The sequence below is a fragment of the Halomonas sp. JS92-SW72 genome (assembly GCF_003547075.1).
GTDB classification, from domain to species: domain Bacteria; phylum Pseudomonadota; class Gammaproteobacteria; order Pseudomonadales; family Halomonadaceae; genus Halomonas; species Halomonas alkalicola.
Window position 1 is genome coordinate 3,259,678 of sequence record NZ_CP032147.1, and the last position, 12,214, is coordinate 3,271,891.

The 12,214-nt window shown below is 72.2% G+C and carries 10 protein-coding genes and 1 pseudogene; 3 read left to right on the forward strand and 8 right to left on the reverse strand.

The genetic code is table 11. The features are described from left to right. The first annotated feature begins 274 nt into the window (after positions 1-274). Positions 275-787, forward strand: a complete 513-nt coding sequence (locus D1793_RS15300) for a hypothetical protein (RefSeq protein WP_119022914.1) — start codon at positions 275-277, stop codon at positions 785-787. An 88-nt stretch (positions 788-875) separates the two neighbouring features. After that, the gene (locus D1793_RS15305; protein ID WP_162899986.1) at positions 876-2,204 is read left to right on the forward strand and encodes a hypothetical protein; all 1,329 of its coding nucleotides are present in this window, start codon (positions 876-878) and stop codon (positions 2,202-2,204) included. A 74-nt stretch (positions 2,205-2,278) separates the two neighbouring features. Here D1793_RS15305 and D1793_RS15310 read toward each other — a convergent pair whose 3' ends face one another. The 7 genes and pseudogenes from D1793_RS15310 to D1793_RS15340 all read right to left on the reverse strand — a co-directional run bounded on the left by D1793_RS15310 (position 2,279) and on the right by D1793_RS15340 (position 10,049). Then, on the reverse strand, positions 2,279-2,458 hold the full coding sequence (locus D1793_RS15310; protein ID WP_110070209.1) for a PLDc N-terminal domain-containing protein: 180 nt from the start codon (positions 2,456-2,458) through the stop codon (positions 2,279-2,281). Between the two features lie 109 nt (positions 2,459-2,567). Then, on the reverse strand, positions 2,568-3,233 hold the full coding sequence (locus tag D1793_RS15315) for a cupin domain-containing protein (protein WP_119022916.1): 666 nt from the start codon (positions 3,231-3,233) through the stop codon (positions 2,568-2,570). Positions 3,234-3,243: 10 nt separating this feature from the next. Beyond that, positions 3,244-5,660: pseudogene (locus D1793_RS15320) on the reverse strand (ATP-dependent DNA helicase). Beyond that, positions 5,657-7,423, reverse strand: coding sequence for a VRR-NUC domain-containing protein (locus D1793_RS15325; protein ID WP_119022917.1), 1,767 nt, complete (start codon positions 7,421-7,423; stop codon positions 5,657-5,659). The pseudogene D1793_RS15320 and the gene D1793_RS15325 overlap by 4 nt, the downstream one beginning before the upstream one ends. Positions 7,424-7,454: 31 nt before the next feature. Beyond that, positions 7,455-8,492 carry a nitronate monooxygenase gene (locus D1793_RS15330; RefSeq protein WP_119022918.1) on the reverse strand — a complete coding sequence of 346 codons (1,038 nt, stop codon included), beginning with the start codon at positions 8,490-8,492 and terminating at the stop codon, positions 7,455-7,457. After that, complete coding sequence (locus D1793_RS15335; protein ID WP_119022919.1) at positions 8,489-9,517, reverse strand: YihY/virulence factor BrkB family protein; 1,029 nt, start codon at positions 9,515-9,517, stop codon at positions 8,489-8,491. The genes D1793_RS15330 and D1793_RS15335 overlap by 4 nt, the downstream gene beginning before the upstream one ends. 7 nt (positions 9,518-9,524) lie before the next feature. Next, a complete protein-coding gene (locus D1793_RS15340; RefSeq protein ID WP_119022920.1) occupies positions 9,525-10,049 on the reverse strand; it encodes a TIGR02281 family clan AA aspartic protease in 525 nt (174 codons plus the stop codon). A gap of 118 nt (positions 10,050-10,167) precedes the next feature. Here D1793_RS15340 and D1793_RS15345 point away from each other — a divergent pair, with 118 nt between their 5' ends. After that, positions 10,168-11,427, forward strand: a complete 1,260-nt coding sequence (locus D1793_RS15345; protein WP_240407688.1) for a homoserine O-acetyltransferase — start codon at positions 10,168-10,170, stop codon at positions 11,425-11,427. A 39-nt stretch (positions 11,428-11,466) separates the two neighbouring features. Here D1793_RS15345 and D1793_RS15350 read toward each other — a convergent pair whose 3' ends face one another. Then, positions 11,467-12,213 carry a sulfite exporter TauE/SafE family protein gene (locus D1793_RS15350; RefSeq protein WP_240407689.1) on the reverse strand — a complete coding sequence of 249 codons (747 nt, stop codon included), beginning with the start codon at positions 12,211-12,213 and terminating at the stop codon, positions 11,467-11,469. Position 12,214: the final 1 nt, after the last annotated feature.

Consider the following 12,214-nt stretch of genomic DNA (forward strand, 5'->3'; position numbering starts at 1 on the left):
AACCCCGGGCAACCGGGATGGCGACGCTGGCAGTCGGCGAGAGGCGGACCCAGACTGTGGGGGTCGCCCCTTCGCCTCCCCCGCGGCGCCCTGACCGGAGAGCTCCATGTTCACGCCCCCTATCTCGACGACGCCTGTCCCGACGACGCCTATCTCGGTATCTCGTATCCCGATGCCCCCGGCCCCGAAACGCCATCCCCCCACAACGGCCCGGAAGGCCAGGGCATGCCGCCCAGCGCCAGGCGGACGGGGCCACGCGGGCGCCGGCTTCGCCATGGCCCTGGGCCTGGTGCTTGCGGGCTGCGCCGTGCCGGGAAGCGATGCAGGCACCAACTCGGCCTCGTTTTCTGCCTCCGCGGCCTCTTCCGCGCCCTCCGCTCCGCTGTGGGACAGCGACGGCCTTTCGGCCCAGCCACGGCTCTCAGCCCATATCGAGCGCCTGCCGGAGGGGCTCGGCTTCAGCCCCGGCACCACCGAGTGGGAGGCCAGCGATATGCCTCTCCCCGCCACCAAGGACTCCCCCGCCGCGCTGCTCGCGGCCCTGGTCGCCGAGCAGGAGCGGCTCTCGCCCCTGGGCGAAGGGCACTGGGAGCAGACCCAGCGTCTCCAGCGCAACGGGGAAGCGGCTGTTGGCGTAGTGCTCATGTGGGGCTTCAAGGACGATGCGGTGCTGGGCCAGGACTACCGGCTCACCATGCACGAGGAGGCCGACGGCTGGCACGCCGAGTACCTGGAGGTCCGCTACCACTGCGGTCGCGGCGTCGGCGACGAAGGGCTTTGCCTGTAAGACGAGACGATACCGGCCAGGGCGCCAGGGGGCCCGCACTGCGATACGACTATACTGAGAACCAGCTTGCCCAACGGCGAGAGTCGCCATGCCCTCAGCAGCCCATCGTGCCTGGCACGCCCTCCTCCTGGCCATCGGCCTAGCCGCCGCGCCGGCTGCCTGGGCGCAGACACCACCCCCCGTCGACACGGCCCGGCCGGTGCCCAGCGAGCATGTCTCGTTCGCCTGGGAGCACAGCCCTGAGAGCCTGAGGGTCATGGATCTCGAGGGCCGCGAGATCGTCGCCGAGATAGCGCCCCTGCAGGAGCCGGGGCGCATCAGCCTCAGCGCGCCGGTAACCGGCCCCTTCGTGGTCAAGAGCGACGAGATCGAGACCCGTCGCCTCACCGCGGATACCCGGGAGATATTGCCAGGCGGGCTCATCCTACCCACCGACGAGCCGGTCGCCGAGGTGATCCTGCCCCCCGGGTTGGGGATTGCCCCGCTGCCGCCGCTACCTCCCAGGCCCGCCACCTGGCTGCGCCTCACCGCCGTGGCGAGTCCGATTCCCGCCACCTGGAATCCGCTGAGCGGCAGCTACCACACCGAACTCAGCTTCGGCGTTCACCCCTCCGACGAGGGGACGATCGACCCCGAGCAGGCCCTCGAGCGCCCCATCGAAATCCGTGTACGACTGCAGGGTCTCACCACGCGGGAGACGCTTCCTCCCCTGATGATCGAGGCGCCCGGGCTGGTCAACGAACGCTCGCTGGTACTGGAGTTTCTGCCCTCGACGCCAACCCCCACCCTGGAGGTTCGGTCCACTCTCTCGGACGTCAACCTGGAGCTCGCCGCACTGCCGCGGCTGGACGTGCGGCCGCAATCGACCCGCATGATGGGGCTCGGGCTGGCCAGGATGACCGTCAACGTCGAGCAGATCGCGCCACATGGCGCCCCTCTGCCGGCCACTCGCCCCACGCATATCGCCCTGACGGTAGACGGACCCGCGACGCCCGAGCCCGGCGAGCTGCGGCTGGCGCCGGACCAGTCGACGGCCTCCTTCGAGCTGCGCTCCTCCGGCCTGACACCGCTGACCGTGCGCGCCGTCGCCGGCGGCCTGAGCGGTGAAGCCACCATCCAACAGCGCTTTCCCTGGGGGCCGATGCTGGCCACCCTGCTCGGTGGCGCCCTGGGCGGGTTTGGCCGGCGCTTCGTCAAGGGCGCCCCCCAGGGTCAGACACCCCTGCGCCTGTTCGAAGGGGTCCTGGTGGCACTGGTGGCCTATGTGGCGGGCGTGCTCGGCGTCGGCTATCTGGCCCTGCCGGTGGCGGTGGTCGCCACCGAGGCCGGTGCCTTCCTGACCGGCGCCCTGAGCGGTTTCATCGGCGTCAACGTGCTGGAGCGCCTGCAGGGCAAGGCGGCAGCGCCGACCGGATAGGAGTTGCCGCCAACGCGAGCGGGCCGCCCGAGGGCGGCCCGCTGCTCTTGCATCGCCATGGTGAGGCATGGCGGCTACCCCTTTGGCCCCAGCAGGAACCAGATGATCAGCCCGAGCAGCGGGAAGAACAGCAGGATCAGGATCCACAGCAGCTTGGCCACGGGCCCGGCCGAGCTCTTGGCCACCTTGACGACGGCCCAGATCACGATGATCAGCCAGATCAGGCCCAGCAGGCCGGTCACTTCGATTCCCATTCGACTTCTCCTTGTCCATTCGGCGAATTGCCCCTTTCATGGGTAGCACAGCGCACCACCGGGAGACAAAGGAAGCCGGGTAGCGAAATGTGACGGGGCGTTCGCGCGCTCAGTCCGGCAGCAGGTGGCCCACCTTCACGTAGAGCAGCGCGCCCTCCTCGCCCGTGAAGGGCGTGTGCTGGCTGCGATGGGGGCTGCGCAGCCAGCTGCCGGCGGGATAGGCACCGAGCTCGTCGTGGAAGACGCCCTCCAGCACCAGGATCTCCTCGCCGCCCCAGTGGGCGTGGGGCTGGAAGCGGGTGTTGGGCGCCCAGCGCACCAGCGCCACGTGCTCGCCCTCGAAGTCATGCAGGGGCATCACGGAAAGCCCCTCCACCAGCCCCGGGCGCCACTCGGCCGAGCGGGTATCGATCACCTTCTGCTCGGTATCCTCGGGCGAGAACTGGTGCAGCTTGACGAAGATCGTCGCGCCCTGCTCCCCCACCCGGGGGGCATGGGCGGTGCCGATGGGGTTGCGCAGGTAGCTGCCCGCCGGGTAGCGGCCGTGCTCGTCGGCGAACTCGCCCTCCAGCACCAGGATCTCCTCGCCGCCGCCATGCTCATGGGACGGGAAGGTGCTGTTGGGCGCATAGCGCACCAGGGAGGTGGCGCGGGCCACCTCCTCGCCGATGCGATCGAGCATCATCCGCTCGACCCCCGCCATGGGCGAGTCGACCCAGCGGTAGGCCTCGGGGGTGACCACCACCCGCTGGTCGAAGTCGGCATTGAGTCGCATGGCACTCTCCTCAGGGTTGGCTTGCAGGGCCGGACGAGGGCCCCGCCGTGTGGGTCGGACCGCCGGCATCGCCCAGCGTTCCCGGCAGCGGCCACCACACCGGCAGCCGAGCGCGCACCTCGGGCCGGGCGAAGCGGTCGTCCATCAGCACCACGGTACCGCGGTCCTCGGGGCCGCGGATCACCCGGCCGGCGGCCTGCACCACCTTGATCAGCCCCGGCACCCGGTAGGCGTAGTCGTCGCCGCGGCCGAAGCGGGCCTGAAGCCGCGCCTTCAGGGCCTCGTTGAAGTCGTCGAAGGGGGGCAAGCCGAGGGTGGCGACGAAGGCGCCGATCAGCCGTTCCCCCGGCAGATCGATCCCCTCGGAAAAGGCGCCGCCCAGCACCGCGAAGCCGATGCCCTGCCCCTCCGGCGTGAAGCGGGCCAGGAAGGCGTCGCGCTCGGGCTCCCCATCCCGCGCACCTGGGTCCAGATGGGAATCGTCGGATGCGCCTCGGCGAAGGCCACACGCGCCTGCTCCAGGTAGGCGAAGCTGCTGAAGAAGGCCAGGTAGTTGCCGGGGCGGCGGTGGTACTGGCCGGCCAGCTCGGCGACGATGGGCGACAGCGAGGCCTCGCGATCCCGCAGCCGGGTGGAGATATCGGCGCGGATGCGCACCTCGAGCTGCCCGGCGGCGAAGGGCGAGGCCACCGACTGCCAGACCGTCTGTGCCGGTAGCCCCAGCAGATCGCGATGGTAGCCGGGCGGGGCCAGGGTCGCCGAGAAGAGCACCGCGGCGTGAGCCGCCGCAAAGCGCGGGGCGAGGAAGTCCGCCGGCACCAGATTGCGCAGCCCCAGCAGGGCCCTGCCGCGGCCGTGGCGGGCCAGGTCGCAGAGCGAGTGGTCGCCGAAGGCCTCCGCCAGGCGGGTGAAGGCCAGCGCCTCGAAGAGCAGCTCCTGGAGCTCGACGCTGCCCCCCTCGGGGTGCTCGCCCAGGTAGTCGGTGATGGCGCTGGCCGCCCCCTGCAGGGCGCCCACCATGGCCTCGGGCACGCCCTCCAACACCCGATAGGCCGGCCGCCCCGGCTCGCCGGCCTCGGCCAGCCCCGCCTCCTTCACCACGCCCTGCCACTGGCGGGCCAGGTGCGCCAGCGGCCGGGAGAGCGCCGGCGGCGCGCTGCGGCGCAGGCGGGCGAGCCGGCGCTGGTCGAGCTCGGCGCTGTACATGCCCCGGGCCCGCTCCACCAGGTTATGGGCCTCGTCCACCAGCAGACCCACCCGCCAGCGGTTGGCCGTCGCCAGGCCGTGGAGCAGTGCGTTGGCGTCGAACCAGTGGTTGACGTCCCCCACCACCACATCGCACCAGCGCGCCAGCTCCTGGCCCAGGTAGTAGGGGCAGACGCCTTGCTCGCGGGCCACCTCGCGCAGCGCCTCGCGATCCAGCCAGCCGCGCTCGACCGCTGCCTGGCGCGCCGCCGGCAGGCGATCGTAGAAGCCCGCCGCCAGCGGGCAGGCCTCGCCGTGGCAGGCTCGGCCGGGGTACTCGCAGGCCTTCTCCCGGGCGGTAAGCTCCAGCACCCGCAGCGGCAGTCGCTCAGGCCCCGCTTCCGAGGGTCCGCCGCCCGGCTCCGCTGTGGTTCCCGCCTCACCCTTCGCCTCCAGCTGGCGAAGCGCCGACAGCGCCAGGGCGCGCCCCGGGGTCTTCATGGTGAGAAACAGCACCCGGTCGAGGTCGTGGCGGGGCATCGCCTTGAGCAGGGGAAAGAGGGTGCCGAGGGTCTTGCCGATGCCGGTGGGGGCCTGGGCCAGCAGGCAGCGGCCGGTGGCCGCGGCCTTGTAGGCGCCCTCGGCCAGTGCCCGCTGCCCGGGGCGGAAGTCGGCATGGGGAAAGGCGAGCCCCTGCAGGGCGGCATCCCGCCGCGCGCGATGCGCCGCCTCCTGCTTGGCCCAGGCGCGGTAGCGCCGGCAGAGCGCGGCGAGAAAGGCCCACAGCTCGGCGGCATCACAGCGCTGCTCGAGGCGGGTCTCCCGACCGCTGCCCACCTCCAGGTAGACCAGCGCCAGGGTGATTTCGGCCAGGCCCCGCTCGGCGCAGAGCAGGGCGCCGTAGGCCTTCGCCTGGGCCCAGTGCAGGGCGCGCTGGTTGGCCGCCATGCGCGAGAGGTCGCCGCGATGGGTCTTCACCTCCTCCAGGCAGCGGGCGGCCGGGTCATAGACGTCGGCGCGCCCGCGCACCTCGAGCCCCTCGACCACGCCGGCGAGTGCCACCTCGCGCTGGTAGCCTTCGCCGCGGCGGCGGGCGATCTCGGCGTGGCCGGCGATGCCCTCCTCGGCGCTGGGCGCCGGGGTGAAGCGGTGGTCGAGGTCCCCCTCCCGGGCGGTGAAGTCGCACAGGGTGCGCACCGCCACCCGCAGGCGTCGCGCCTCACTTATGCAAGGTCCGCTCATGCGGGGTCCGCCCAGCGCACGTGGCAGACCGCGACGGGGATGCCGTGCTCCCGGAAGAAGGCGAGCCAGCGGCGCTGGTTGTCCTGCAGGCGGTCGCCGGGGCCCTTCACCTCGATCAGCCGGTAGCGGGGCTCCCCGGCGGGCGCCTCGGGGAAGAACTGGATCAGGTCCGGCAGGCCGGCGCGATTGGCCTTGAGGTCCCCCAGCAGCCGTTCGAAGCAGGCGCGCAGGTGCTCGGCGGGCAGGCAGTCGAGCGAGAGCGACAGCAGCGCCTCGTCCAGCGCCCCCCAGTGCACGAAGGGGTTGGCGAGCCCCTGCTTCTCCCGCCAGGTGGCGAGGATCGCCGGACGGTGGAGGCCGTCGTCGAGGCGCGCCAGGCAGGTGTCGAAGCGGTCGCGGCGGCGGGCCACGAACCCCTCCCGGTAGAGGTCCGCCGGGCCGCTGTGGAAGGGGTGAAAGTAGGCGCCGGGCAGGGGCGCGAAGAGCGCCTCCCAGCAGAGCAGGCCGAAGAGCCCGGTGAGCAGGGTGTTCTCCACGTAGGCCACCGGGGCGTGGTCACGGGCCAGGTGCTCGCCCACCGCGCGCTCGACGCTGGAAGAGCGCGGCAGGCAGAGCGCGAGGCGCTCGGGATCAGGCGCCGCCTCCCGGGGCAGCGGTGTGAGTCCCAGTCGGCGCCGCAGCCGGGGGCGCAGCCGCGCCAGGGCCTGGGCCTCCGCCTCCCCCGGTGACCCGCCGGCGAGGGCCTCGGCCAGGGCTTCCGACAGGGCATGGGCCTCGGCGTGCTCGCCCCGGCGCTCCAGCAGGCGCAGGTGGCGGATGCGCGCCTCGGCGCTGCCGGCCTCCGCCGGCCAGCCCGCCTGGCGGTAGAGCCCAAGGGCCCGCTCGCCCTCTCCGTCACGCTCCGCCTGGCGCCCCAGGGCGAGCGCTAGGCGCCGTCGCCGCGCCGACAGCCAGGGGTTGTCCGCCGGCACCGGAGGCAGTTCGGCAGCCAGCATCGAAGCGGGCTCGCCGGCGTCGAGCCGCTCGCGCAGCCGGTGCAGGGCCAGGTAGGCATCCACCTCCTCGCGCTGCCGGAAGGCGCGGGAGTCGGCGCTGAAGGGCACCCGCTCGAAGCGCTGCACCCCGAGCTCGGCGAGCACGAAGTCGGACCAGTCCTGGCGCAGGTTGCCGAAGAACATCAGCCGCAGCAGGTCGCAGGTGGCCATCACGGTGAGGTGCACCACCCGATCCGGCGCCGCCGGCCACCACTCTGCGAGCGGGCGCGCCTCGAGGCGCCGCGGGGCCAGTGCGTCGAAGAGCGCCCCCTTGCCCAGGGAGGCCGGCAGGCCCGCGGCGCGAACCTCCTCGGCCAGGGCCACGCGCAGCTCGGGAAGGCGCAGCTGGGCAAAGAGGGTCTCCAGGGAGAGGGCGGGGGCCGCCTCGACCAGGCCGGCGGCCACCAGGGGCGCCAGGGCCGCCTCGACAGGGTCGCTCGCGGCGCTGTCGCCGGTCTCGGCTCTGTCTGCGGTATCGGCGCTGACCTCGGCGCTGATCTCGGGATAGACGAGCTTCGAGGTGCGAAAGTGCTCGCCGCGGCGCATCACCATGCGCACCAGAAGCGCCCGGGAGGCCCGGGGCAGCGCCGCGAACTCGGCCAGGAAGGCCAGCTCCTCGTCGCTCAAGAGGTCGCCATGGCGCTCGGTCACCCAGCCCAGCACGAACTCGAAGTTCGTCAGGTAGTAGAAGGGGTCCGCGAGGGAGGCGGCGGGCGAGTTACTGGTCATCCATCCATGATATCAGCCGCCACTGCCCGGCTCACAGCCCCTCCACCAGCGCGGCCACCACCTCGGCGGCAGGCACCTCACGGCAGCGGCTGGCGTTCTGGCCCGCCCAGAGCGGTGAAAAATCGCCGCTGCCGGAGGCCTCGGCGGCGGCACGCAGCGGGGCGATGGCGGCGGTGGCCAGGGGGAAGGCGGGGGCGGCGCTGCCCATCGGCCCCAGCTCGCGCATCAGGCGGGTGACGATGCCCCGGGCCGGACGGCCGCTGTAGAGGTTGGTCAGCGCCGTGTGGCGGGCCGCCTGGCTCATCAGCGCCCGGCGGTGGATCGCCGAGATGGTCGACTCGGGGCAGCACAGGAAGGCGGTGCCCACCTGCACCGCCTCGGCCCCCAGCGCCCGGGCCGCCGCCACGCCGCGGGCATCGGCGATGCCACCGGCGGCGATCAGCGGCAGGTCGACGGCCTCGCGCACCTGGGGCAGCAGCGCGAAGGTGCCCACCTGGGTGGTGATCGCCTCGGCCAGGAACATGCCGCGGTGGCCGCCCGCCTCCAGCCCCTGGACGATGATGGCATCGGCGCCGTGGGCCGCGAGCCACTCGGCCTCCGCCACCGTGGTGGCCGAGGCGAGCACCCTGGCGCCCCACGCCTTGACCCGCTCGAGCAGCGCGGCCTCGGGCAGGCCGAAATGGAAGCTCACCACCTCGGGGCGGAAGGGCGCGATGGCCTCGCAGGCCTCGTGGTCAAAGGGGCGCCGCCCCGGCCCAGCCGGCACCGCGCCGATGTCGAGACCGAACTCGGCGTAGTAGGGGGCAAGCGCCTCGTGCCAGCGAGTCTGGGCGGCGGCATCCGGTGCGGGCGGCGCATGGCAGAAGAAGTTGACGTTGACGGGGGCCGAGGTGGCGGCGCGAAAGGCGGCAAGCTCCTCGGCCATGGCCGAGGGCGCGAGCATGGCGCAGGGCAGCGCGCCGAGGCCGCCGGCTCGGGCCACGGCGATGGCCAACTCGCTGCCCTGGGCGCCGGCCATGGGGGCCTGGAGGATCGGCAGCGTGATGCCGAGGGTCTGGGTCAGGCTCATCGGGGCTCTCCTGGCTGGTGTGGAACGTCGGGTGTCACGTCGGGTGAATCATCGCCCTTGCCATCGCGGCGCCAGGGCCGACGGGGCCCCAGGGTGTCGGCCACGAAGGCGCCGCGCTCGCCCAGGGGCCGGGGCTCGCCGACGGTGGTGTCGCGGCGGGTCTGGCGCTCCATTTCACCGTTGATCTCGGCGCCCAGCAAGACGACGAAGGCCGATAGCCAGAACCACAGCATCAGCACCACCACGGCACCGAGGGAGCCGTAGAGCTGGCTCAGGGTGGCCATGCGCCCCACGTAGAGCGAGAGGCCGGCAGAGCCCAGGATCCACAGCAGGGTGGCGGTGACGCTGCCCACGCTGACCCACTGCCAGCGCGGCAAGCGGCGGTAGGGGGCGAAGCGGTAGAGCACCGCGATCACCGCCATCATTACCAGCAGCAGCACCGACCAGCGCGCCAGGCCGGCCAGCAGGGCCGGGGCACCCGTCAGGCCGAGCTGGCCGCTGGCCAGGGGAAAGAGCGCCACCACCACGAGGCTCACCAGGGTCAGGGCGATCAGCCCCAGGGTCAGGGCGGCCACCACCAGCTGGCGGCCCAGCGGACCGCGCCGCTCCTCCTCGCCGTAGACCAGGTTGAGGGCGATGATCAGCCCGCGCACTCCCTTGGAGGCCGCGAACAGGGCCACCGCCAGGCTGCCGAGGGCGGTCAGGCTGAGGCCGGTGGGGGTGTTGTCGCCGATCTCGCGGGCCTGCTCCTCGATCAGCCCCGCCGCTTCTGGCGGCACAAAGCGTGCCAGCTCGGCGATCTGGCGTGCCATGTCCTGGGGGTCGAGCACCAGGGCCCAGAGGGAGATCACCGCCGCGATGGCGGGAAACACCGAGAGCAGGGCATAGAAGGCGATGCCGGCGGCCAGCAGGCCGACGCGGTCGTCGGCCAGCTGCTCCTTGACGCGCCAGAGGATGTCGAGCCAGCCGGGACCGGGAATCTGTGCGGGCCTGGCGGCGCGCCGGCCGCGTCGCGATAGGGTCATGACGTCCTCAGTTGGAACCGGCGGGATGGAGCACCATGCGGGCGTCGCGGATCTCGATGTCGAAGCGGTTGAGGAAGCTCATGCCGAGCAGCGCCACCTCGCCCTCCATGCCGGGGCTGATGGAGCCGCGCACCTCGCGGGCCGCGAAGCCGCCGAGGCTCACCTCGTCGAGGGTGGTGAGCTCGCCGCGCACCCGGCCGTTGGCGGTATTGAACCAGGCACTACCGGTCGCCTCCAGGCCCAGGCGCTCGGCCAGCGCCGAGGAGACGGCCACGTAGGTGGCCCCGGTATCGAGCAGGAACTCCACCGGCTCGCCGTTGATGCGCCCGGTGGCCAGGAAGTGGCCGGCGCGGTTGCGCTCCAGCACCACCGAGCTCTCGCCGTTCACGGCGTTGACCAGGTGGGCGTTGGGGTTGCGCTGGCTCTCCAGGAAGCCGTGGAACCACCAGGTCCCGGCCCCGATGAAGAGCATCCAGAACAGCAGCATCATGCCGAGCCCGGTGCGCCGGACCGTCCTGTTGTCATCGCTCATGGCACGCCTCCCGGGGCGTTGGTGGCCTGTGACACTCCCGCGTTGACACCTCACTCCTCCCTGACTGTACTGAATGCCGTCCGGCCGGACACCCGCGCAATCACAAGGATAACGCCCCATGCAGGACAGCACTCAGCTTTCGACTCCCTCGATCGCCCATCATTCCCACTCTTCCTGTCACCCCCCCTCTCCTCTCCCCCTTAAGGCCCTGGCCGCCGGCTTCTGCCTGGGGGCGGCGCTGCTGATGGCGGGCGCGGCCCACGCCTGGGATGGCCTGGTCGAGAAGCAGGTCTTCGAGATGGAGGAATACACCACCCGCGGCGGCGAGACCATCGCGGACCTGGCGGTGGGCTGGGAGGCCTACGGCACCCTCAATGAGGCCCGGGACAACGCCATCCTGATCACCCACTTTTTCTCTGGCACCAGCCACGCCGCCGGCCGCTACGAGGAGGAGGGCCCCGCCGGCTACTGGGACAGCATCATCGGTCCCGGCAAGCCGCTGGATACCGACGAGTACTACATCATCGCCTCGGACACCCTGGTCAACCTCAACGCCAATGACCCGAACGTGACCACCACCGGCCCGGCCTCGCCCCACCCCGAGACCGGCGAGCCCTGGGGCCTGGACTTCCCGGTGGTGACCATCGGCGACTTCGTCGATGTCCAGAAGGCGCTGCTGGAGAGCCAGGGCATCGAGCGGCTGCACGCCGTGATGGGCGCTTCCATGGGGGCGCTGCAGGCCTACGAGTGGGCCAGCACCTACCCGGCGCGGGTCGAGCGGCTGATTCCGGTGATCGGCGCCGGCGAGGCCGACCCCTGGCTGCTGGCCACCCTCGCCGCCTGGGCCGCGCCGATCCGCGTGGATGCCAACTGGAACGGCGGGGACTACTACGACGGCGAGCCCCCGCTGGATGGGCTGCGCGAGGCGCTCAAGCTGGTGACCCTCAACGCCAACCACTGGCAGTGGGCCAACGAGACCTTCGACCGCAGCTGGGCCGACGAGGATGCGGACCCCGCCCGGGATCTCGACGCCCGCTACGCCATCGAGCAGACCCTTGACGACATCGCCACGGCTCGCGCCGAGGTGGCCGACGCCAACCACCTGCTCTACCTGGTGCGCGCCAACCAGACCTTCATGGCCGGCTACGGCGAGAGCCTGGCAGCGGGCCTGGCCGCCATCGAGGCGCCGACCCTGATGCTCTACAGCGAGGATGACCTGGTCTTCGCTCCCCAGAGCGTGCGGCGCACCGCCGAGCTGATCGCCGCCGACGGCACCCCGGTGGAGCTGATTCCCCTCACGGGCACCCGCGGCCACCTGGATGGCGTGGTGGCCATCGACCAGGCAGGCGATCGCCTGCGCGCCTTCCTGGCGGAGTGATGGCAGGGTCATGCAGCGCGATTCCGGCGCCCTGGCGGCTCAGCCCGCCAGGGCCCGCACCAGCAGGTAGCTGCCCATGGCCAGCAGGCCGCTGAGGAAGGCGCGCCGGAAGGTCGCCTCCGAGAGGCGCCCGCGCAGCCACTGCCCCAGCCGCATGCCCACCAGCGCCGGCACCACCGCCGCCAGGGAGAGCAGACCCAGCTCGATGCTGAGCAGGCGCTGGCCGCCCAGGGCGAGGCCCAGCGCCAGGGTGGTGGCCACGAAGAGCACGCCCATGGCCTGGATCAGCATCTCCCGCGGCAGGCCCAGGGACTGCAGGTAGGCCACGCCCGGAAAGACCGAGGAGCCGGTCATGCCGGTCAGGAGGCCGGTCAGAGCCCCGTTGACCGGCGCGGCATGACGCCCGCCGCCGACCAGCCTCGCCAGGCCCAGGTTGAACAGCCCGGCGAGCGCATAGAAAACGATCAGCACGCCCAGGAGCCCAGAGAGCCAGCGCACCTCGACCCGCGCCAGGATGCTCACCCCCAGCCACACCGTCACCACCGAGGCCAGCAGGAAGGGCCAGAGCTGCCTGACGATGCGCCCCAGGTAGCCGCCCACCAGCGCCTGCCAGACATTGGTGATCAGGGTGGGCGCCAGCAGCAGCGCCATGGCGGGCTGCAGCCCCAGGGTGGCGGCCAGCAGCGCCAGCGACACCGTGGGCATGCCCATGCCGATCACGCCCTTGACGCCGCCGGCTACCAGGAAGGTGGCGGCGACAAGCAGCAGGATGAGCGGCTCTCCCATC